This is a genomic window from Methanosarcinales archaeon Met12 (assembly GCA_002813105.2).
GTDB lineage: Archaea > Halobacteriota > UBA148 > UBA148 > JAJOKI01 > JAJOKI01.
In genome coordinates this window covers 642,026-664,408 of sequence record CP017966.2, presented here as the reverse complement: position 1 = coordinate 664,408, position 22,383 = coordinate 642,026, and the positions used below count along the sequence as shown (strand labels likewise).

General features: G+C 44.9%; 26 protein-coding genes. 18 read left to right on the top strand and 8 right to left on the bottom strand.

The annotated features are described in order from the left end of the window. Position 1 precedes the first annotated feature (1 nt). From BME93_04240 to BME93_04225, 4 genes are all read right to left on the bottom strand, one after another. Positions 2 to 478: a hypothetical protein gene (locus BME93_04240; GenBank protein ID ATZ61306.2), complete on the bottom strand. Its 477-nt coding sequence runs from the start codon at positions 476 to 478 to the stop codon at positions 2 to 4. A gap of 68 nt (positions 479 to 546) precedes the next feature. Beyond that, on the bottom strand, positions 547 to 807 hold the full coding sequence (locus BME93_04235) for a hypothetical protein (GenBank protein ATZ61305.2): 261 nt from the start codon (positions 805 to 807) through the stop codon (positions 547 to 549). A 338-nt stretch (positions 808 to 1,145) separates the two neighbouring features. Beyond that, positions 1,146 to 1,343 carry a hypothetical protein gene (locus BME93_04230; GenBank protein ID ATZ61304.2) on the bottom strand — a complete coding sequence of 66 codons (198 nt, stop codon included), beginning with the start codon at positions 1,341 to 1,343 and terminating at the stop codon, positions 1,146 to 1,148. A 217-nt stretch (positions 1,344 to 1,560) separates the two neighbouring features. After that, positions 1,561 to 1,746 carry a DUF2116 family Zn-ribbon domain-containing protein gene (locus BME93_04225; protein ATZ61303.2) on the bottom strand — a complete coding sequence of 62 codons (186 nt, stop codon included), beginning with the start codon at positions 1,744 to 1,746 and terminating at the stop codon, positions 1,561 to 1,563. A 115-nt stretch (positions 1,747 to 1,861) separates the two neighbouring features. Here BME93_04225 and pyrH point away from each other — a divergent pair, with 115 nt between their 5' ends. The 4 genes from pyrH (at position 1,862) to argS (ending at position 6,281) form a co-directional block, all read left to right on the top strand. After that, the gene (pyrH, locus tag BME93_04220; protein ID ATZ61796.2) at positions 1,862 to 2,563 is read left to right on the top strand and encodes a UMP kinase; all 702 of its coding nucleotides are present in this window, start codon (positions 1,862 to 1,864) and stop codon (positions 2,561 to 2,563) included. A gap of 533 nt (positions 2,564 to 3,096) precedes the next feature. Continuing rightward, on the top strand, positions 3,097 to 3,285 hold the full coding sequence (locus BME93_04215) for a helix-turn-helix transcriptional regulator (protein ATZ61795.2): 189 nt from the start codon (positions 3,097 to 3,099) through the stop codon (positions 3,283 to 3,285). 69 nt (positions 3,286 to 3,354) lie between these two features. Further along, positions 3,355 to 4,581, top strand: a complete 1,227-nt coding sequence (gene prf1, locus BME93_04210; protein ID ATZ61302.2) for a peptide chain release factor aRF-1 — start codon at positions 3,355 to 3,357, stop codon at positions 4,579 to 4,581. 2 nt (positions 4,582 to 4,583) lie between these two features. Next, positions 4,584 to 6,281 (top strand): arginine--tRNA ligase, encoded by a 1,698-nt coding sequence (gene argS / locus BME93_04205; protein ID ATZ61301.2) that lies wholly within the window; start codon positions 4,584 to 4,586, stop codon positions 6,279 to 6,281. A 6-nt stretch (positions 6,282 to 6,287) separates the two neighbouring features. Here the strand turns inward: argS and BME93_04200 are convergent, their stop codons facing one another. Both BME93_04200 and BME93_04195 read right to left on the bottom strand, forming a co-directional pair. Beyond that, positions 6,288 to 6,998 carry a glycosyltransferase family 2 protein gene (locus BME93_04200; GenBank protein ID ATZ61300.2) on the bottom strand — a complete coding sequence of 237 codons (711 nt, stop codon included), beginning with the start codon at positions 6,996 to 6,998 and terminating at the stop codon, positions 6,288 to 6,290. After that, positions 6,995 to 7,339 (bottom strand): EamA family transporter, encoded by a 345-nt coding sequence (locus BME93_04195; protein ID ATZ61299.2) that lies wholly within the window; start codon positions 7,337 to 7,339, stop codon positions 6,995 to 6,997. Before BME93_04195 ends, BME93_04200 begins: the two co-directional genes overlap by 4 nt. Positions 7,340 to 7,423: 84 nt before the next feature. Here BME93_04195 and BME93_04190 point away from each other — a divergent pair, with 84 nt between their 5' ends. From BME93_04190 to ilvE, 14 genes are all read left to right on the top strand, one after another. Continuing rightward, on the top strand, positions 7,424 to 7,903 hold the full coding sequence (locus BME93_04190) for a hypothetical protein (protein ATZ61298.2): 480 nt from the start codon (positions 7,424 to 7,426) through the stop codon (positions 7,901 to 7,903). Then, the gene (locus BME93_04185; protein ATZ61297.2) at positions 7,900 to 8,910 is read left to right on the top strand and encodes a hypothetical protein; all 1,011 of its coding nucleotides are present in this window, start codon (positions 7,900 to 7,902) and stop codon (positions 8,908 to 8,910) included. The genes BME93_04190 and BME93_04185 overlap by 4 nt, the downstream gene beginning before the upstream one ends. Next, the gene (locus BME93_04180; GenBank protein ID ATZ61296.2) at positions 8,907 to 10,736 is read left to right on the top strand and encodes a hypothetical protein; all 1,830 of its coding nucleotides are present in this window, start codon (positions 8,907 to 8,909) and stop codon (positions 10,734 to 10,736) included. Before BME93_04185 ends, BME93_04180 begins: the two co-directional genes overlap by 4 nt. Next, on the top strand, positions 10,737 to 11,036 hold the full coding sequence (locus BME93_04175) for a hypothetical protein (protein ID ATZ61794.2): 300 nt from the start codon (positions 10,737 to 10,739) through the stop codon (positions 11,034 to 11,036). Then, positions 11,030 to 11,959: a 4-demethylwyosine synthase TYW1 gene (gene twy1, locus BME93_04170; protein ATZ61295.2), complete on the top strand. Its 930-nt coding sequence runs from the start codon at positions 11,030 to 11,032 to the stop codon at positions 11,957 to 11,959. The genes BME93_04175 and twy1 overlap by 7 nt, the downstream gene beginning before the upstream one ends. Before the next feature lie 410 nt (positions 11,960 to 12,369). Continuing rightward, positions 12,370 to 13,920, top strand: coding sequence for an O-phosphoserine--tRNA ligase (gene sepS, locus BME93_04165; protein ID ATZ61294.2), 1,551 nt, complete (start codon positions 12,370 to 12,372; stop codon positions 13,918 to 13,920). Further along, positions 13,917 to 14,609: a glycosyltransferase family 2 protein gene (locus BME93_04160; GenBank protein ID ATZ61293.2), complete on the top strand. Its 693-nt coding sequence runs from the start codon at positions 13,917 to 13,919 to the stop codon at positions 14,607 to 14,609. The genes sepS and BME93_04160 overlap by 4 nt, the downstream gene beginning before the upstream one ends. 82 nt (positions 14,610 to 14,691) lie before the next feature. Continuing rightward, positions 14,692 to 14,976 carry a metalloregulator ArsR/SmtB family transcription factor gene (locus BME93_04155; GenBank protein ATZ61292.2) on the top strand — a complete coding sequence of 95 codons (285 nt, stop codon included), beginning with the start codon at positions 14,692 to 14,694 and terminating at the stop codon, positions 14,974 to 14,976. A gap of 17 nt (positions 14,977 to 14,993) precedes the next feature. Beyond that, positions 14,994 to 15,722: a metallophosphoesterase family protein gene (locus BME93_04150; protein ATZ61291.2), complete on the top strand. Its 729-nt coding sequence runs from the start codon at positions 14,994 to 14,996 to the stop codon at positions 15,720 to 15,722. Continuing rightward, the gene (locus BME93_04145) at positions 15,697 to 16,359 is read left to right on the top strand and encodes an aquaporin (GenBank protein ID ATZ61290.2); all 663 of its coding nucleotides are present in this window, start codon (positions 15,697 to 15,699) and stop codon (positions 16,357 to 16,359) included. Before BME93_04150 ends, BME93_04145 begins: the two co-directional genes overlap by 26 nt. A 52-nt stretch (positions 16,360 to 16,411) precedes the next feature. Continuing rightward, complete coding sequence (locus BME93_04140) at positions 16,412 to 17,086, top strand: winged helix-turn-helix domain-containing protein/riboflavin kinase (protein ATZ61289.2); 675 nt, start codon at positions 16,412 to 16,414, stop codon at positions 17,084 to 17,086. Further along, positions 17,083 to 17,778 (top strand): 3,4-dihydroxy-2-butanone-4-phosphate synthase, encoded by a 696-nt coding sequence (gene ribB / locus BME93_04135; GenBank protein ATZ61288.2) that lies wholly within the window; start codon positions 17,083 to 17,085, stop codon positions 17,776 to 17,778. The genes BME93_04140 and ribB overlap by 4 nt, the downstream gene beginning before the upstream one ends. Positions 17,779 to 17,962: 184 nt before the next feature. Further along, complete coding sequence (locus tag BME93_04130; GenBank protein ATZ61793.2) at positions 17,963 to 18,214, top strand: hypothetical protein; 252 nt, start codon at positions 17,963 to 17,965, stop codon at positions 18,212 to 18,214. A gap of 437 nt (positions 18,215 to 18,651) precedes the next feature. Further along, complete coding sequence (ilvE, locus tag BME93_04125) at positions 18,652 to 19,524, top strand: branched-chain-amino-acid transaminase (GenBank protein ATZ61792.2); 873 nt, start codon at positions 18,652 to 18,654, stop codon at positions 19,522 to 19,524. Here the strand turns inward: ilvE and BME93_04120 are convergent. Continuing rightward, positions 19,517 to 21,115, bottom strand: coding sequence for a site-2 protease family protein (locus tag BME93_04120; protein ID ATZ61791.2), 1,599 nt, complete (start codon positions 21,113 to 21,115; stop codon positions 19,517 to 19,519). The genes ilvE and BME93_04120 overlap by 8 nt on opposite strands. A gap of 2 nt (positions 21,116 to 21,117) precedes the next feature. Further along, positions 21,118 to 22,368 carry a site-2 protease family protein gene (locus tag BME93_04115; GenBank protein ATZ61287.2) on the bottom strand — a complete coding sequence of 417 codons (1,251 nt, stop codon included), beginning with the start codon at positions 22,366 to 22,368 and terminating at the stop codon, positions 21,118 to 21,120. Positions 22,369 to 22,383: the final 15 nt, after the last annotated feature.

Below are 22,383 nucleotides of genomic sequence, written 5' to 3'. Positions count from 1 at the left end.
GTTACGCAGGAAGGAACATAATGAATTGTGTGTTATTTTTGTGGACGATCGGACGTGTGGCATTGATATCCTCGAGCATTATCTCATATCCATTTGGAAATATTATGTACAATTTATCTACATTCTGCCCAAGGTCGAACGCATGAATACGGTATATGCCGTCATCATATGTTATTACGTCGTTTGCAGTGATGTTGGCTTTATTCCATGATATGTCCGTTATCCTGATGTTCGAGAAATCAGCGAAAACATCCTCCAGCTTTTGCCTTATGGCATCGGGACCGAAGACCAGCAGGTAAAGTCTGGCAAAAAGGCCATCGATACTATACTCCACAGTGATGTTCGCGTCCTCTCCATCAAACGTCATTATTACATCGGTGATATCAATAAATCTCGATTCATGCGCCTCCGCAGCAGATACGACAGGCATCAGCAATAGAAGAAATATCATGAAAACTACCCATACTCGTTTAAACATCCTCCCCCCCAATATGGCATAGTTGTGCTGCTATATGTACTTTTTCATCTCGGAAGCTTTGCACATATTTAGAGCATATTATATACTGAATCTTTTTTCTTAACCAGTCCGTACTGCACTGAATATCTGCCCTCCAAGAAACTAATCGCTTCTTCTAAGTTTAGTATAGAGAATGGGATTTTAACATCATCCTGTGTAGTACTTTTTTTGTAGAGTTCCTTTGCAGTTTTCATCATGCCGTCCTTCATATCAGTTATGATTAAAGGTTCGTAATCGCTACGGTTATAAATTGCATCGGCTATTACAATAATACCTTCATTTTCTTCCAACTTATTTACTGATTCACTCTGAACACGAAAAATAAGCGTTTTTAATATATCCAAGTACTCATAAGTTTCTGGACTCGTATACTCGCTTTTAAGTTGCTCAGAAAACTCATTAAATATTTTTTCTGATGTAATAACAAAATAGGATATCCTTCAGAGCGTTCGGACCCCATCTCGATAATGAAATCAGCGATAAATCTAGACTGTGCCCATTTTTTGACCTGCGACAACGCCCCTCTTGGTTTTCTATGTTTACCAGACCTAAAAGCATTGTGAAAAAAAGTATGACATAAAATCAAAAGAGATCGTTTGGCATCGGACATATAATCACTTAGCTCTGACTAAGTTATTTTTCGTTGCAAGTACTCAATTGGACTTCCCTCTATCTTTTCGATTTTATAGGTGGGTAGAGAATTAATATATGTCCTCACAATAACTAAATCGTCTCCACTAAGACCTATTTGGTGCGCTTCCTCCTTCAATTTATCGCCAAGCACCCTAACTTTTCTAATCCTAATGTCATCATACTTAGTTGTCATATCCTTGCCCCCCGCTTCTTACACTATATTATAATGGGGGGTACCCCCCCATACAGTTTCCTATATGTTTCCTAATATACTACCAGTGAAGCCCTACTTACACTATACTATAATTGAGGGGTACCCCTCTATACCCCCCTTAAATGTTACTCCCTTGCACAAAAACTCTAACATCTGCACAAAAAGTAGGCCCAAATTAGGACTTTATGTGCAAAGCTCATCTCGGAAGCCAGGGCAACAACAGGATGACGAACATCAACACGATGAGAAGGATGAACATCAGTTTCTGCCTCCTCCGGGCATCACCATATCTCTTTGTACATTCGTCAGAGCAAAACGTTTCATTGGATTCAACCGACTTCCCGCATATTGCGCAGTGTCTATGAGGAATTATTTTTACCATGATTTAATGGATGGGGGGCCACCATATTAAAGATAACGTGCTTCACCCCCACCTTAGACGGCAATAATCATGTTCCATCTGGTGTAAATAGAAATCCCTTAGTACTTGGTGTGACATGTTAATCATCATGATTGTGGTGATATCTATAGGGGGCTCGATAATTGCGCCCAAGTTGGATTTCGAAAGGTTCGAGGAATATGCTGAAGCGATAAAGGAAATAGCGAAAGAGCATACGGTTTTCGTTGTAGTTGGCGGCGGTGCTGCTGCCCGTGAGTACATCCATGTTGCAAGAAAGCTGGGCGCAAATGAAGCCGTTTGCGATTTTATTGGCATTGATGTAACGCGATTGAATGCTCGTTTGTTGATTTCCGCCATAGGAGGGGATGCGCATCCTGAACCGCCCTCCGATTATAAAGAAGCGGCGAGCGTCGCATCGTGGGGCAAGATAATCGTGATGGGCGGCGTAACCCCTGGGCAAACCACAGATGCGGTCGCAGCCATATTGGCAGAATACGTCCAGGCGGATTTACTGGTCAATGCAACATGCACTGATGGTGTGTACACCGCCGATCCCAGGAGCAATCCCGATGCGCAAAAGCTCGATAATATCTCCCCCAAACAATTAGTCGAAATCGTAATGAGGACAGAGATGGGGGCAGGGTCAAAATCCGTTATGGACCTCTTGGCGGCGAAGGTCATCGAAAGGTCCAGGATACCGACGATTATATTAGACGGGTCAGATCCAAAAAACATCGTCGATGCCGTTCTCAGGAACAAACACGTTGGAACGGAAATTACATCCTCTTGCAAGAAGTGAGAAGTTGGTGGTGCAAACTAAAAAAACTATGGGGCGTAAAATATAAAAAGGTCGAAGCAATTATTATTTAAAAAGGGGTGAAAAAAATGAGTTGGTTTACTGAAATGCTTGAAAAATTTAGACGACAGAGCTTTCGAGTGATATTCATTACAATCTCTGCCAAATTTTTGGCTGGTGTGGGTATAGGAGCATTGTTAGCAAGCTATTTTCAAGCAATCGATTGGATACTATGGGGCTGGATATTGATTGTAATATCCCTGTTACTACATATACCAGTGATATACGCAATATTGATTAAAAAATAGCGTCCATTGTTCTCGCACTATCGTCTAACAGCAGATAAAAGAAGTTGCCAAAGGCAATTTGGGCGAAGCGTAGCGAAGTCTTTTTCCGCAGAAACGTTATTCGAGACCTCGGCGACGTCGGCTGGCTTTTGAATATATTAGGAGTAGGCTTTTCTCAAAACACTGACTGCTCAGTAATTATGTATTGAGTGTACAATATAAATTTGACGATAAAAGGCTTTAAAACTAATGTACGGGCAGGAGATAGCCAGAGAGATAGCGAAAAGGAAGGGGGAAAAGCCAAACCCCGGAACTCTTTATCCTGCCCTTGGGAATATGGAGGCAAAAGGGTTAATCATTTCGAATCAGACAGGTCAGATGCGAGACAGTGGTCGAATCTGTTTGAAGAAGGCGCGCGAATATTTCTATCGTGTATGAAGAGTGATAAGAGCGAAACAAACCATTTTAATAACGTGGAAGCCATCAGTATCAAGAGAGAGGTCTTAGATGTCGGATGGACAGAAAAAATACGAGTTCAAACGGAAACTGGAAGAGTTACGAGAGAAAACTGGCAGGGGGACCGAACTGGTTACGATTTACATCCCTCCTGATAAGCAGATATCCAATGTTGTGGCACAGCTTAGAGATGAGCATGGACAGGCTGCGAACATTAAATCCAAGTCCACAAGAGTAAATGTTCAGAGCGCACTGGACTCCATCATGGCCAGACTCAAATATTTTAAAAATCCGCCAGAGAATGGCATGGTTATTTTTTGCGGAATGATCTCTATTGGTGGAGATAGGACCACAATGGAGACGATAGTCATAGAGCTGCCGGAGCCCATTACGACCTATATGTATCGATGCGGCTCGGAATTCGTACTCGGGCCACTGGAAGACATGCTCAAGGAGAAGAAGACATTTGGTTTGGTCGCCCTGGATCGGAGGGAGGCAACCATTGGTTTGCTGAAGGGGAGACATATCGAGCTCATAAAACACATGACCTCCAACGTACCAGGCAAACAGAAGAGGGGGGGGCAATCGGCAAAGCGATTTCAACAATTGCGGCTAATAGCCATTAACGAATTTTATAAGAGGATCGGGGACTCTGCCAGCAAAATATTCCTTGAAGTGGATCACAAGGACCTCCAGGGCATACTGATTGGGGGACCCAGCCCGACGAAGGAGGAGTTTATAGGTGGAGAGTATCTTCATCATGAACTGCAGCCGAAGATACAGGGGGTATTTGATATCTCGTACACCGACGAGTCGGGATTATACGAGTTGGTGGATGCAGCGATGGATACACTTCAAAACTTGGATCTGATGCAAGAGAAAAAGTTGGTAAATCGGTTCATGAGGGAACTGGTAAGCGACCGAAATCTGGCCACTTATGGTGAAGATAATGTCAGAAAAAATCTCAAAATGGGCGCAGTCGACACTCTATTACTCTCCGAAGATCTGAGGCGAATTCGAATATATGTCAAATGTACCAGTTGTGATTACCAGTATGAAAAGACGGTCCAAAAACCGGATAAGTTGGAAGCGTGCCCAAGGTGCGATAAGGCACTTGAACTGGTGGAAATTACCGATATCGTAACCGAGTTATCCGAGATGGGAGAGCGGATAAATTCCACCACAGTGTTCATCTCAACGGATTTTGAGGAAGGGGAGCAGTTGATGAACGCGTTCGGAGGAATTGCAGCGATTTTGAGGTTTCAGACAGGAGTTTAAAGATGTTCATACAGTTCAAAAATGAGACGAAGTCACTGCTACAAAGCGCTGTCAAATCAGCAGGATATGCGGCAGAAGATGCCTATTTAGAGGAATCTTCATATGCAGATATATCCTCATCAATCGCCCTCAATCTTGCGCCACAATACAAGAAACTCCCTGCGAACATAGCGAAGGAAATCTTGCAGAATATCCAGATTCCGGATAAATCATATGTCGGACGCGTAGAAGTCCAGGGAGCATATATCAATTTTTACGTCAATCGCAGCTTCTTGAACCAAACGATATCGAGCATATCTGAGGAACGGGAGGAGTACGGCTCGCTTCCCAAGAAAGACAAGCGAGTAATTCTCGAACATACTTCTGTCAATCCAACAGGACCCATCCACGTTGGCAGGGGACGAAACCCCATCATCGGCGACACGTTGGCAAGGGCTCTCAGATGCGCCGGCTACGATGTCGATGTGCAATATTATGTAAACGATATGGGCAAACAGATCGCGACGATCGTCTGGGGATACGACAATATCGACCTGAATACCCTTCCTCAATTAGAGAGGGATAAGCCAGACCACGATGTCGTGCGATATTACCGAAAATCGACCGAGGCGGCATCAAATCCAGAAGTGGAATCAGCGATCATGCAGCTCTTGGGGGAATACGAGTCTGACAACCCCCTCGTCATCGAGAAGTTTAAGAAAGTTGTGAAACGCTGTATAGATGGGCAAAAGCAAACGTTAGAACGAATCAACATTTCCTTTGACAAATACGTGTGGGAATCACAATTTGTCAGAGACGGTACGGTGCATAAAATAATCGAGAAATTGAAAAAGACAAAATATGCCAGACTAAAAGACGGTGCATTGGTGCTTGATTTGACTCATTTTGGACTGGAGAAGGATTTTGTACTGACGCGTCTCGATGGGACGACTCTATACACTACCAGAGATATCGCATACCACGTATGGAAGTTCGATAACGCTGATATCATGATTAACGTGCTCGGCGAAGACCAGAAGCTGGCGATGGACCAATTAAAGTGCGCCCTTGAGATTCTCGGTCTCGAGAGATGGCCGCAAATGGTGTTTTATTCTTTTATCTCACTGCCAGAGGGCAGGATGTCAACGCGCAAAGGCACCACCGTCGATCTTGATGACCTGCTCGATGAGGCACTTGAACGTGCATACATCGAGGTACACAAACGCAGACCTGAACTGTCAGAGGGCGAAAAGCGAAGAATAGCGGAAATCGTGGGGATGGGTGCAGTACGATTTGACATCATCAAGGTGGCTCCAGAAAAGATGATGACGTTTAGATGGGAAGATGCGCTGGATTTCGAGAAACAGGGAGCGCCGTTCATCCAGTATTCGCATGCCAGAGCCTGCAGTATCCTTGATAAAGCGAAGCTGAAGAAGTTCAACCCGAATATGCTCGTCGAACCGCAGGAGATCGAATTGATCAAAAAGATGGCGATGTTTCCCAACGTCGTGGATGCGGTTGCACATTGCCTCAAGCCGCACATCTTAGCGACCTATGCCAGAGAATTGGCCGAGACATTTAATCAATTCTATGGCTTCGTCCCGGTACTCAAAGCAGAAGGAGATTTGAGAGATGCGCGACTGGCACTGGTGAACTGTACGAGAATCGTCCTGGAAAATACATTGAATTTGCTTGGAATCGAGGCGCCAAAATCGATGTGATATAGCTCAGCCAAAGCGCACCTTCAACAGATTGAAAAACATCTGCGGAGCGTATTTTAGACTGAATGCGGAATTGTCCTTATGCTGCCATGTGATTGGTATCTCTTCGATGATGTAGCCGCTCTTCTGGATGCGCCATAACAATTCGACGTCGAATTCAAAGCCCTTCAATACCATCCTTGGCACGATATCGTCGATGACGGTTTTCTTTACCATCTTCGCCCCACATTGGGTATCCTCAAAAGGCAAGCCAAATAATAGCTTAACAAACAGATTGAAAACCCTGCTTGCAACTCTCCTGCTCAACGGCTGCTGAATAAATATTTTGGCGCCCTGGGTGTGGCGCGAGGCAATGGCACAGTCTGCGCCACCATCTACCGCCTTTACCAATTTGTCAAAATCCTCGGGAGAGATAGAATCATCAGCATCAGTAAATCCAACCAATTCATTTCTTGCGGCTTTAAAGCCCTCCAGCACGCCGCCGCCTTTTCCCAGTTTGTGACGGAACACAAGAAGTTTTATGCGCGAATTCCGCCTGTGAAAATCCCTTACAATCGCAGGCGTTCTGTCAGTACAACCGTCACATACGACGAGTATTTCATAGTCTGGATAATGTAGATGCGCAAACGCCTGATGCTCGGTCAAGGTCCTGGTGATTCTTTTTTCCTCGTTATACGCCGGGATGATTATCGAGACGCTTATTTTATCTCTTGTCATCTTACTATCAGGCTGACCCCAAGAAGTATCAATCCAATACCGCCCCATTTAGCAAGGTTCATCGACTCTCCCAAGAACATCACGGCGAATAAAGCTGTCCAAATGAAACTCGTGGCGATAATAGGATAAAGAAGGGTTAAATTTCCGTGCCTCAGTGCAAGAATGAACAGGATGCTCGACAGACCATATAGTCCAAATCCAACGAGTAGTTTAGGTAGCCATGATGTGATGTCTTCCGATATCAAATCCGAACCCATTTTGAAGAATATCTGTCCTATTGCCCCAAGAAAGGCGCATACCACAACGACCAATATTGCCCATGTTTTTGTCTCTCCGATCATGTTTATCACTTTTTATTCGCCCTCTTGCCTTATAAATCCAGATGGCGAAAATTTTACATACGCCATAACCACATTAGTATCAATATGAATAAAATACTCGTCGTGGCGATATTTTCTGTTTTGCTCATCGCTGGAATGTACCAGGTAAAGTACCAAACAGACCCCTGGCTGGTACAGGTCGTTACTCAAGGTGAACTGGATGCGACCACCTGGATAAACGAGAATACATCGCCAGATGATAAATTCGCCGCAGATATTTTCGGTGGCGAGCTGATTATGGGCATGACGACGAGAATCCCAATCGTGGGAGGGGACTGGGCGAATGCACCGGACCCTATGCAACGCATGGCAGACGCAGAAAGGATATTTACCACCACCTCTTCCAGCGAGGCATTCGAGATATGCAGGAAATACAACTGTACCTACGTCTTTGTCCCGTTAAAAAGGCAAATCCATGCCGGATATGGGTGGAAGGATGTCGAAGTTGACAAATTTAGTGATACAAACTACTTTAAATTGGTGTACGAGAACCAGGATGTTAGAATTTATAGGGTGATATATTGAAGATAAAGAACGAGCAGCTTCTGTTATTCGCCATCATATGTGCAGCAATCTGGTACAGGCTCCCGATATTAGAGGGGCACATCATCCCCATGTTTGGCAATACGATGTATCACGTCGGAATCATACGAAATACAATAGATACGATGTATTATCCTGTGTATGAATTGTCGTATGGGGGGAATTTCAGACATTTTTACGTTCCAGCATACAGGCTGTTAATCGCATCCATTTCAATAACATCCAACATCGACCCGATGCCCCTCTCCGGCATAATGACGATCGTCATAGCCATTTTCATCATCCTGGCAATATATTGTCTCGCCTACAGGATTTATGACGGTCGTTATGTCGGACTCTGCGCCGCCATGCTCTTTGTATCGTCCCCAGAACTCTCCATTTTCACGTCGAGGCCATTGCCGCAACTGCTGGGGATGTTCATGGTCCCACTGACATTCTATTTTGTGGTCACGGAGCGGAAATCGTTGACCGTCCTGTCGGCTATGCTGACCGCCCTGACACATCAGATTACGCTGTTAGCACTTGTTGCTACACTGCTGGTTTACTCTATCTTCCAAATAAAGGACAGGAGTAAATTTTTATCGTCTTTTATTCCATTGCTTGCAGCCTGTGCCACATACGGCATCTGGCAGTTGCACTCTCTGCAAACATTGGACATCTTCGGCATATCACAGATAGTATATCGTGAAGGCACGGTCGTGGACTGGACATTGTTTGCCAGAGCGGGGCTTGTTCTCATTCCATTCTTCATAATCGGACTTTTCCGCACCTTTTACTCGGATGCAATAAAGAAAGACCATAAACTGCTGATGCTATCCTGGTTCATCGCTACGCTGTTGCTGACGAAAAATGACCTGATAGGGATGCATATATTTATGGACAGATTCTTCACGTTCCTGGTGGGCTGCATGGTGATATTCTCCGGTTTTGGCCTCTATTATTTCCTGTGCCAGCTCAATGGCATGTTGGATAAGGTGGTAGCACGATGAGGAAACTTGTGCTGGCAGGCATCCTGGCAGGCATATTGGTGATGCTGCCCCTTGGACCCGTATCATTGCCATTCCTGCTGTTCTCCCCAGGATTTTGTGTGTATGCTCACATGAAAAAGCAGGTTAACATCGTTGAACTGACTGCAGCGTCTATAACGCTGTCTCTGCTCGTATTACCAGTCATATCGGTCATCACGCGCCTTCTTGATCTGGACATAATGCGAATGGTACTTGGCCTGTTCATCATTTTGTCTATCTGCTTGTTGAACAAGGAATTTAAGGTGCAACCCAGCAGACAGGATGGCATCATCATTTTACTGGCGATAATCCCAGCAATGGTAGTATTTTTACCACTTCTGGGCTGCTTCACGTTTACTGGTGATGGTCTTGTGGCGAACCCAACCCATGTGGCAGATTTGAACTATCATCTGTCCATCATACAGCGATATATCAATGCGCCTCAAATTCCTGTGGAAGACCCATATCTCCCTGGGCACCATATACCGTATAACTGGTTCATGCACATCTTCATGGGGGATTTGTGTAAATTGACGGGGGTGCATCTATTCTCGATACTAAAAATCGTTTTTCCCATGCTCATATTCGCCCTGTTCTTGAACATGTACCTGCTTTCGAGATATGTGTTTGATGAGGGGTCGGCAGTGTGCTCATCTCTGATATATGTTTTCACGGGCGGTCTGTCGTGGTTGTATATAGCAATGCATCACGGACAGGTCGACCTGTTTCAAGCGCTTACATATAATTTCGAGGACGTGGTCATGCTAAAATACGACCCGACCCTGTTGTTCTACCTCATGCCGCAGACGCAGGCATTTGCCCTGGTCCTGATGGTCTTTGTATTATATGCCTGGACTGTCTCTACTGCCGAAGTTTCCAGGAGGATGGCGGCATTGACTGGCGTCTCCTTAGGTATTCTGACGTACTATCATCTCATATCCTCATTTCCGCTTTTCGTTTTGGTTGCCCTGCATATGCTATGGAACAGAAAAAAATTGGAAATCAATGCGATTATATTGGTATTAGCCTCTCTCATCGCAGTATCCCAACTGGCAGTGTTTCCACAAAATGCACCATCGCATATTATGATCGCACGCCATCCAAACATCATACTCTCGGCGATTCTGGCGCTGGGGATACTGGTGCCATTTGGCATCATTGGAGCGTGGAGATCGCGGCACAACGAAAAAGCACGGGGAGTCTTAATATTTGGCGCAGTCTTATTAATAATACTGAACTTCATCACCCTGCCGCTCACACAAAATACATACAGATTTCTCGTATATTTGACGATAACGGCTTCAATATTTTCGGGATATTTTGTGTATGAATCATACAAGAAGACATCCTCCCTCAAGAAGTATCTCCCATTATTGGCAATACTACTCATACTGCCCTCAACTATAATACTGGTCGGATTCTACATGAACAGCAATTATATCCATGTAGACAACAGTGAGATGCAGGCATTGGACTGGATTTATGAGAACACGCCATACGATGCAATATTCTTAGAAGAGCCCTCCCACTTTCCAAGAATCCCCTTATTGACCGGACGACGCATAGCCTATGCAGGTCAGTTATATATGATGCAGTATCACGGAGTCGATGACTGGGCAGACGTGAATCGCCTCTTTTATGAGGGGAATCCGTCCCGATTGAACAGCGACTTGCACGCCAGAGAGGTTTCATATGTGTTCGTCGGACACAGGGAAGCAAAATATCCACTTAACGATACTTTGAGAGATGCGGATTATTTCGAAAAGGTATACGATCTCAGTGGTGTGCGAATATATAGGGTGATTTAGATGGACATAACAGCGATTGGCATATTGGCATTTTCAGTATTGTATTTATTGATCCTGCCTGGACTCAACTTGCTCAGGACCATGAAGATGCTGAAAAATCTTGAGATAGAAGAGATTATCATGTTGAGTTTTGGATTAAGTTTATTGGTTTTGATATTCATCGCAATTGTTCTTAGCCTGCCCAAGAGTATTGGCCTAAACTTCCACACCTTAATCATATTTATGGCCCTTTTCATGATATTTACAAACATGGAAGTGATGGATTGCACGAAAAGAGCATTGCGCCGATTGATATGCTAAAAAAACAGGGATATCACATGGTCGGGGGACATAGCGCAGTAAAAGCGTGCCTATGGCTGAACAGGTCCCTCAGAGATGAGGGCGCCTGTTATAAATCCAAATTTTATGGGATACAGTCACACCGCTGCGTACAAATGACGCCAACGTTATCGTGCAATCAGCGGTGCATCTTCTGCTGGCGTCCGATAGAGATGGCCATCCCCGAGCATGGATGGGATGACCCAGAGACCATTGTAGAGGGTTGCATCGCTGCGCAGATGCGGTTGATGTCTGGATATGGCGGTGCCACCACGACCAATATGCAAAAACTGGAAGAGGCAAAAGAGCCGAAGCATGCAGCGATCTCGCTTGCGGGCGAACCCACGTTGTACCCCTACTTGTCTGAGTTGGTCGAAACGTTCCATAAACGAGGAATGACCACGTTCGTCGTGACGAATGGAACGCATCCAGAAATGATTGCGAGGATCAGGCCGACCCAGCTTTACATCTCGCTGGATGCTCCGGACCAGGAGACATATAAAAGTGTCTGCAACCCGGTTAGAGACACATGGAACGACATCAATGAATCACTTGAGATTTTGCGTACCAAAGATATCAGAACGGCTATCAGGATTACGCTCGTCGATGGGATAAATCTCAAGGGCCCTGAGAAATACGCCAGACTGATAGAAAAAGGAGAACCGGATTATGTCGAGGTGAAGGCATACATGCACCTAGGTTTTTCTAGGCAAAGGCTACCAAGAACTGCGATGCCATCCCATAAGACAATTCTCGAGTTCGCTGGAAGGCTCGCAGAAACATTAGGCTATCCAATAGTGGATGATGTAGAAATAAGTCGCGTTGTGCTCTTATCAAAGGTTAATGAGGCCAAGAGGGGATGCGAAACGTCGCGACAGCTTAACCCCTGTAGAATAATTTCTTAAACTTATCTACAATCCCCTCTGGTTTTTTAGCCTCTACTATTTTTTCCATTTCTTAAACTTATCTGTTATTCCCTCTGGTTTTTTAGCCTCTGGTTTTTTAGCCTCTGGTTTTTTAGCCTCTACTTTCTTTCCCTTTGATTCTCCACATTTAGACAATAGTCTCACCCCTTATATAGCATTTATAGTTCTTAGTATATAAAATAGTAACTTGATGATGTTGTAACTCCTGCGGAGTTATCAACTCTCGCAGATTTTTAATCTGCGTCATGTGCTGTTAACTTAAAGCAGAAATGACGATTTCAAAACGCATAGCACCTACCTGTTTTACGTTTCAGGTAGTCCTTAAGGTAACACTGCCCTGCGTCATATAGATAACTTAAATAAAGAGATTCAACATTCATTTAAGATATATGAAATTCGAGCCGAATGATATCAAGGAAAGGACCAATAAGGACTTTGATAAGACGTGGTTAGAGACTGCTGGGCTTGTCGATGGGCAGGAGAGAAGATTTACCATGCCGAAGAGGAGGGGGCAAAGGCATTTACTCACAGTATATTCTGATAAAGCACGCAATATACTTCTGGACATGGGCTTTGACGAAATCGTCTTGAAGCCAATCTGGGATGAACAACATGTCCGGCTTCAGTATGGACCTGAAGCACCAGCAATCCTTGACCGCCTTTATTATCTCGCCACCCTCCCAAGACCTGATATCGGCCTATCTGACGAAAAGAAGAAAATGATCAAAGACCATATAAAGGGTTTTGATAAGTTTGAGGAGCTCAGAACCCTTTTAAAGGAGTATAAAAGAGAGCGAATCGAATCAGGCGAAGATTTTACCGAAGCACTGGTCACGCGATTGGGGGTGGACACCATCGATACGCACTACTTGCTTGACGAAGTCTTCTCCGAATTAAAAAACATCAGAGCACTGCCTACCACGCTGACGTTGACGTCCCATCTCACGACGGCATGGTTCCCCACGCTCCAGGCAATTCAGCATAAAAAAGAGTTGCCCGTAATGCTGTTCACTTTTGGATGGAGATATAGGCGAGAACAAAGAGAGGATGCGACACACCTAAGGGCGCACTATAACCTCAGCATGGTAGTAATGGACGAAAACCTCACGATAGCAGATGGCAGGTACCTCACCGAAGAATTCTTCAAAAGGATGGGATATGGCGAGATAGAATTCCGGGCAAAACCAAACGCTCCGACTTACTATGCCCCAGGGACCAATTACGAGGTCTTTGCGAAGCATTCAGAAAAGGGCCGGATTGAGGTCAGCGAGATTGGCATGTACTCGCCTGTTGCCCTTGCAAACTACGGCATCGAATATCCTGTGTTCAATTCTGGCCCGGGGTTGGGTAGAATGATCATGATTTCAGAGAATATTTCCGATATCAGAGAGGTACATTTTCCAGAACTGTATAAAGAACTAAGCCTGAGTGATGAACAGATCGCCAGGATGATGTCCATCGATAAAGTGCCGGTCACACCTGTCGGAATGGACATTGCGGAAGCAATAGTCAGGACGTGTGAACGATATGGCAATGCACCATCCCCCTGTAAGTTCGATGCGTGGAAGGGGAAATTAAATGGCGAACAGGTTACCGTATCAGTAGTTGAACGAGAAGAAAACACAAGGCTTTGTGGACCGGCATATCTCAACGAAATATTAGTGTATAATGGAAATGTCATCGGCGTCCTGCCGACGAAAAAATTCAAAGAGATTCGTGATAAGGGCATCAACACAGGCATCCGATTCATCGATGGATTCACAGCATTGGCGGCGCATGAGATCGAAAGAGGGCGCAAAGAAATCCGAATCAGAATTGCAGAGGCATTGAGCGATGTGAACGTGAGGATAGACCCTACTGCAGTCAGATATATCCAGAGCAATAACAAGAAGATAGATATAAGGGGCCCTGTTTTCACGACGGTGCGTGTAGAAGGATGAAATTACTTTTATTACTGCCCACCCTAAACGAAGAAGATGCCATAAGGGCATTGGCAAATGAGATGCCTGGAGAGTTTGAAGTCCTGGTGGTAGACGGGGGCTCCACAGATTTCACGAAAGAGGTTGCCCTGCAACATGGATGGCGGTTCATCACACAGAGATATGGCAATGGCAAGGGATGCGGCATTCAAACCGGCATGGAAGAGTTTTTGAAGAGGGGGCATGACCATTTAGGGATAATCGACGCTGACTACACTAATGACCCTGGAGAGGTTATACAGATGTTAAAATTTCTTAAGGACAATGACCTTGACGTGGTGCTGGGCAACAGGAACATAGTCAAACAGAGAGAATACCTTGGATGGTTTTCGGTGTTCATAAACACCCTCACCTCTGGCATCGTTTCGCGCATGTACGGGCAGAAATTATCGGATATCCAGACCAGTTACTGGGTATTTAACAAAAAAGCAGTAGAAACGATAGCGCCAAATATAGTTGCCAACGGCTTTGATATCGAATATGATCTGACATATAATGCCTGGAAATCAGGTCTGAAAATAGGAGAGGTTCCAGTGAATTTTAGAAGAAGAATCGGATATTCCAAATTTCATACCTCTCACAGATTCAGGCAGATAGCCCATGGCTTGAAATATGTCTATTGGAGTTTAGTGCATTTATGCAGAAAGTGATGTTTTTGTTAGAAGGCACGATGTGATGATACTACATCAGAATCTTTATGTATCCTCAGCACATATATGATAATTTGTTCATATGAAAGAAGATATATTCTTCAAGTGCCTTGGCGAGGAAAATAGGCTCCAGATACTCAAAGTGGTTGGAAACGACGAAAAATGCGTCAACGAAATCGTGGAGTCGCTGAAAAAAGAACAATCTCTCGTCTCACACCATCTAAGGATATTGAAAGACTGTGGGTTGGTGCAAAGCAGACAAGCGGGTAAAAAAATAATGTACAAAGTCTCCGATCCAAGAATCATGGAGCTCATAAAAAGGTCGAAGACACTTGCCGAACAACTCGAAGGCGAATGCAAATGCTAAGCTACGGGGGATAAAAAATGATAGTTCTATTACTCTCAGACATACATGCAAATCTCGATAGCGTAGAGGCTATTGAAGAAGACTATGACCAACTGCTGGTTTTGGGCGATGTGGTCGATTATGGGCCAAATCCAGCGGAGTGTTTAGCGTTTGTAAGGGAGAATGCGCATAGAACTGTTAGGGGCAACCATGACCACGCTGTTGCGTTTGGAGTAGACTGTGGTTGCTCATACAAGTACAAACAACTATCCATCGCGACGAGAGATTTCACTTTGAACGTCCTTGAAGAGGGCGACCTAAAGTTTTTGAGAGAAATGCCATTAATCCATGAATTTAAATTGAGCGGTTATAATTTTTACATGGTGCACGCCTCCCCCACTGACAATTTGTTCAAGTACATCACACCTAAAACACCAGATGAAGAGATAGAAAACGAAATACGAACGATAGACTCTGACTTTATCCTTTTGGGCCACTCGCATATTCCAATGATCAAAAATGTGAATGGTCGAACATTGGTAAATCCTGGAAGCACGGGCCAGCCGAGGGACGGGGTGGCAAAGGCGTCGTATGCAATCTTAGATTTGGATGAGGGAGACGTGCGAATAAAAAGGGTGAGTTATGACGTCAGTAAAACAATAGAGAAGACGAAAAACCTCGATTTGGATAAAAACACCGTGGATGAGCTTGCCACGATTTTGATGAGGGGTGGGGACAAAAATGGAGAGGAATGTTTTACTAACTGAATACGTGGGCTCACTCATCCTAACCACAACGGTCATATCCTCTGGCATATTGAGTATGGCCTTCACGGGCGGAGACGTTGGCTTGAGCGTTCTTATTATCGCTTTTTCAACTGGATTTGTAGTCTTTGCTCTGGTGGAATCTCTCGGACCTGTTAGTGGGTGCCATATAAATCCCGTCGTAACGTTGTCCGCGGTGGTCACCAGGGCAATGGACGTTACAACGGGCATTAAATATGTAATTGTTCAAATCGCAGGAGGAATAACTGCAGCGGCACTATCTCATGCGATGTTTGAAATGCCATTGTTCGCCGTATCTGATGTTGTTCGCCTGAGTTATGGTACTGCTTTGAGCGAAATTGTCACCACTTTTGGGCTGGTCATGGTGATATTTTGCTGTGTGAGAAGAGAATCTAGATTAACACCATTGGCCATCGGCCTGTACGTAGTTTCGGCCGTGTACTGGACGTCCAGCACGAGTTTTGCGAACCCACAAGTTACGATCGGAAGAATATTCACAGATACGCTTACGGGCATACGTCCTACTGATGCCGTTGCGTTCATAGTAATGCAAGCCATCGGCTCAATTCTTGCTACGGGATTTTACTGTTACATCTATCCAAAAGGGCCGGAAGAATGAAGCGCAAACTTTAAAGCCCATCCATCCAATATTGAGATACATATCAATTTTGATGGTGGTTAGTATCAACATCGATGTCAATGCACTTAAAAAATTGGCGTTGCTGGGCGCAGTACAAGGACCTATACAAATATCCTCGTCGAGTTTTGCCAAACATATATCATCGAGCGCCCAGACCGCATCACGGCGACTACATGCTCTTGAACGGGACGGTCTGATTTCCAGGACCATTTTGCCAGCCAATGGGCAGCGGATAATGATGACCAAAAAAGGCAAGAATATTTTGAGAGACGAGTGTTATGATTATCAAAAAATATTCGCGCCCGCCGAGAATGAAATAAAACTGCAGGGGTCCATCATAACCGGTCTTGGCGAGGGGCAATACTATGTCTCAATAGAGGGTTACAAGGTGCAGTTTCGGAATAAATTGGGCTTTGCACCGTATCCAGGCACGTTAAACATCATGCTGACCGACAAGAGCATCGTTCTCAGGAAAAAATTAGATGAAAGCGAGGGAATTCCCATCAGTGGCTTCCAGTCCAGACAGCGAACATTTGGCGGCGGCAAGTGTTTCAGGGCGATGATAGATAAGATAGAAGGCGCTGTAATACTTCCAGACCGATCACACTATCCAGATGATGTGCTTGAGATGATAGCCCCTGAAAATTTTAGGGAGTCGTTGCATTTAAAAGATGGGGACATGGTCGAGGTAAGGGTTTTTCTATGATGATATATAAGACGGTAGAATCCATAAAAAAAGGTAGTATGGCCCTCATATATGATTTCGATGATAGAGAGGGAGAGACGGACATCGTAATGCCTGCCCATGCTATGACGCCAAAAACAGTTGCCACGATGCGAAGAGATGCTGGCGGATTGATATGTGTAGCGATACACCCTGTGGCAGCTCAACGTATTGGGCTGCCGTTTATATCGGATGTGTTGAGGTGTGCAGGTGAAAATGGTTTTAAGACGATAAAATCGATAATCGAGAAACCAGGAGACATCTTGTATGACGCTCGATCCTCCTTTTCGCTCTGGGTCAATCACAGAGATACCTTCACAGGAATCACCGATATCGATAGAGCCCTGACGATAACCGAGGTCGGCAAAGCAGTGCATTTATCGATGAACGGTGGGCAGGTCGATTTTGGCAGGGAGTTTCGCACACCTGGACACGTTCCATTATTGCGCGCAGCAGATGGCTTGCTGGATGAGAGAGCCGGACAGACAGAGTTGTCGATCGCCCTTGCGGAAATGGCAAATATCACGCCTGCTATGGCTATCTGTGAAATGTTGGACCATGAGACCGGTATGGCACTATCCAGAGAGGATGCAAAACGATATGCGGACGTGCACGATTTGGCTCTACTTGATGGCATGGAAATTATACAAGGATACAAGGCTTTTAATCGCTAAAGGTAAACTTTCGTCGATTCGTTTTGTTGCTTTGCGACAATTTCTCTGAACAGCGGCTAAACGACTCGGTAGCTTTCCTCAATTTTGATTTCTTAAAAACATTTATGTGCTATAATGAACAGGTTAAAAAAGAGCAGGGATTATGATTTTCTCGAATAAATCATTAAAGCAAGTAAAAAAAACTATGATTAAAAAATATAGCCAAGAACACCTTTTAAAGCTTTTTAGGAAACTTCCTCAAGAATTAAAAGAAATGATTCTTTCAGAAGAAACAGCTGATAATGCTTATAATATCCGTCAAAGATATAATATAGATTCTGAAATAGCTCAATATATAGGCTTTGTTTTGGTCGGGGTTCTTCCGCCAGATGAATTTCAAGAGACCTTAGAAAAAGAGCTTGGAATAAAACTAGAAATAGCCAAAAAGGTTGACTAAGAGGTTCTCACCGTTTTATCTTTTTCCGGTAAAAGAAAGTTTGGCTGAGCTTTATAGAATTAAAACCGCTCCTTATGGAGCAATAGAAAAACCTAAACCTGTAATAGAAAAGTCAGAACCTGAAGAAAAATCAGAATAAGACCTAACACTTATGTGACCAGACTTATAGGAGACACAGGATACAGAGTACGTGTAGGTGATTATAGACTCATACTTGACATCGATGGCAGTGTTACCTTAAGGACTACCTGAAACGTAAAACAGGTAGGTGCTATGCGTTTTGAAATCGTCATTTCTGCTTTAAGTTAACAGCACCACATCGATAAAAGAAAACTTCTTATTTTAATTTTAAAAGAGTCTATAAATAACCAATTTAGAAAAACTTAATGTCATAAAGCACATATCCCCCTAATATAGCACGCAAAGGTGACGTTTGCATGTCCAATTTAATCTACATAAACGGCGATTACGTTCCAAGAGATGAGGCAAAAATATCGGTTTTTGATCATGGTTTTCTCTATGGTGATGGCATATTTGAAGGAATACGCGCTTATAATGGCAGGGTCTTCAAGTTGGACGAACACATAAATCGCTTATATGATTCTGCCAAGGCGATATGTCTGACGATTCCCATGTCGAAAGAGGAGATGAAATCTGCTGTTTTGAAATGCATCAGGAAGAACAATTTGAAAGATACGTATGTCCGTCTGATAGTATCGCGCGGCGTTGGAGACCTTGGGCTCGACCCGAGAAAATGTCCAAAACCGAATGTGATCATCATAACGCAGGAGTGGGACGCATTATATGGTGGACTATCATATGAAAATGGATTGACCGCGGTGACCGTGTGCGTGCGGCGTAACGCTCCCGACGCCCTGCCGCCCAATATAAAATCATTGAACTATCTCAACAATATTCTCGCAAAGATTGAAGCAATTGAGAAGGGAGGAGATGAAGCCTTTATGTTCGATGTGCATGGCAATCTGTCAGAGGGGACGGGCAATAACATCTTTCTGATAAAGGACGGATGCATATCAACACCTCTCACACTTAATAACCTGAACGGGATTACGCGCGCTGCCGTGATCGAACTGGCAGGTAAGATGGAGTGCCCCGTCCAGGAAAAGAACTGCGGGCTAGTCGACCTGTATACAGCGGATGAGGTCTTCGTGACAGGTACGGCTGCGGAGATTGCCCCTATAATAAAGGTGGACGGAAGGATAATAGGAAATGGCAAGCCAGGCAAGATCACCAGGCGATTAATGTCAGAGTTCAAAAAGTTGACAGGGGAAGAGGGGACGCCTATATAAAGCCGCGCAATAGGTATGGCCCCATGAGTAGCAATATCAGCGATGATAGTATCAGCAGCGCCAGTCCAGTGACTATCGCATGCGAGATTTTCTCCCGGTTCTCCTCAGTTTTTATAATTCTACTCGTCTGGGATAATATCATCTCCTTAAATACGCGTCCGCCATCCAGTGGTACTACTGGCAGGCAATTGAACATTCCGACATAGAAGTTTATCCAGGCGACCCAAAACAATATATTTGCCATCCAAAAGATTTCATCTCCTATGGGAAACGCCCACTCCACTGGCTGAAAAAACTGCATGAGAAAATCAGTGAATCCTGTAAAGCCCATCAATCCAACAAATTCCATAAATGGCAGCGTGATCAGAATTGCCCATCCCATCGGTTCGTTCAATTTATGGGGAATTGCCTTTAAAAATTGGAGCGTGTCGCTGGCTGGATATTCTTCAAGTTGGACTCCGAGGCCTATAGAAGGCACGACTGTAACGCCAAGCCATCCCTTGTCCATGTCTTCGTGCGGTGGTTCGGCCAGTGTTATATTGAATATCCTCTCGGTCATGTTATCCAGCACATGGACGTCAACCCTCTGACCGGGCCTGGTGTCGTTCATAAACCTCAGAAATCCGTCCACCGTGTTGATGACGGTATCATCTATCTGGACTATGTACATGCCCGCAGTAATTCCGGCTTCTCTGGCAGGATACCCTTCGACTGTCCTCACGATCTCTATATGCCCTATTTGGTCCATTCTCACGCCGAATGCTCTTTCAGTTCCGTTGACCATGACATGTACTGTGACGATGTCTCCGGGTGGGATAGAGCGCATAAAGGCATGGACATCACGGATGGTTGTTATATTCCATTCGTTTAATCCAGTAAGGATCCCTCCCTTCTCGATTCCAGCAAGGTCGGCTGGCGATTCACTCGTCACACCAGTGATCATAACATCGCCTACCGGTGATATTGCACTTAGAGTGGCAAAAAAGAGGATAAACGAGACCAGCGCGACCACAAAATTGGCCATGACGCCAGCGGTTAATATGCGAATGCGCTTACCACGCTCCGCACCAGAGATTTGTCCATCTTCGAGTTTTGTAAAAAACGCTACGGGAATCAATGCCAGCACGATTCCCATCGATTTAACCCGAATCCCCTCCACTCTGCTCAAAATTGCATGACCAAATTCATGAACGATTGTCGCGAGCATCAGGCCGACCAAAACCCAGACCAATGGAATAAGCTCGTTTATATCTGGCAGCAGGAGTATCCCCTTTGGCTCGGGAAGGATAAAGGAGTAGGGAACATGGTCCAACATAACGTAATTTGCGTATAGCAGCATTGCAAAGACGAAGGCCAGCGTCATCAGCATCAGCGGACCTCCCACGTTTGCAAAAAATCTCCAGAACCGTTTTGGGCGCGCTAAGAAGTCCAGCAGTTTCTGCCCTCTTTTTGTGCCGACCATCAATATGGGACCATGTGCGCGAATATCATATCGCTCAAGCACCCCTTTTTTATCGAGTATGGCTATGGCAATCCAGTATGTGCTGAGGACCAGCAGCACAACGATCACGTCCAATATAAGGCGCTCCATAGTCATGTCATCACGATTAGTAGGATTGGGCCCAGATATATCAGAATAAATAACACACTGACCCAGTTTGAGATATTATTTGCAACTTTTTCATCTCTACTACCGAGTCGCTGTATCAACATCTTAACGTATTCTCCCATCAAATGTCCGCCATCAAACGGCTTCGCTGGCAACATATTTATCGCACCCAACCAGAAGTTGAGAAGGCCAACCCAAAATACGAGTTGCAGAGCGATGAGAACGACGTCACGATGCACCAGACCCGCACCAAAGAAATCAGGAGAGAGTAGTGGCAGCATGGTTCCAACCTGCGGCAAGATGAATCCTATGGGGTGCATCAGTCCCGCATAGAATTCGGTCACGGGAAAAAGGTGAACACCTAAAAAAGCCCTACCTGGATCATCTGGATGGACTCCCAGCTCTATTGTATACGCGTCTTTATTTGTTTGAATCTCGACGACGTCCCCGGGGCTGAACTCCGCCATCTTCCCCCTGAAGTCCTCTATGCCCTTCACCCCACTCTCGCCTACGTGGGTAATTATTTCGCCCCCCGTCATGCCGGCATCGGCGGCAGGAAATCCCTCAATGGTCTCTGATATGCCAATTCCCTCTGCGTTGGGCGCGAACATTGGCAATAGTATCTGCGTGAACACAAGGAACGATATCACGAATACCAAGATGTTTGCGGCTGGACCGGCGGCAAACATCTTCATCTTCGACCTCGAGGAGGCGTTCTTAATTCCTTCCTCATCAGGCTCCACAAACGCCAGAGGCAATGCCACCAAAACGCCGAGTCCAAGCGACTTTATGTTCATGCCCTCCGCCTCAGACAATATTCCGTGTGAAAACTCATGGACTACGATGGCGATTATGAGCGCGACCAATCCATATGTGAGGGGGAGCGCCAGCCCAGGCAGAAGGATCATTTCCCCTGCGCCGACATCTGGAGGTATGACTTCCGGGGTTCTGATGATTAAAATTGCCTGCGCAATTATCATAACTGCCGTGAAAACCATCGTCACCGTGGAGATTACTATGCAAATCACGCCCACCTTTTTCCAAAGAGGTCTGAACCTGTGTGCGATGAATCGTATAGTGCCCTTTCCATAGTTCGTGCGCCAAAGCAGCAGTGGACCAGATACCTCTAAGTTGTGCTTTGATAAGGTTCCCCTTTTATTTAGAGCGACTAATACGGCCCATGCGCCTACAAGAATTAGCGCAATCAGAATCCACGGTGGCAAATCCATATACATTTATATCTACACCTC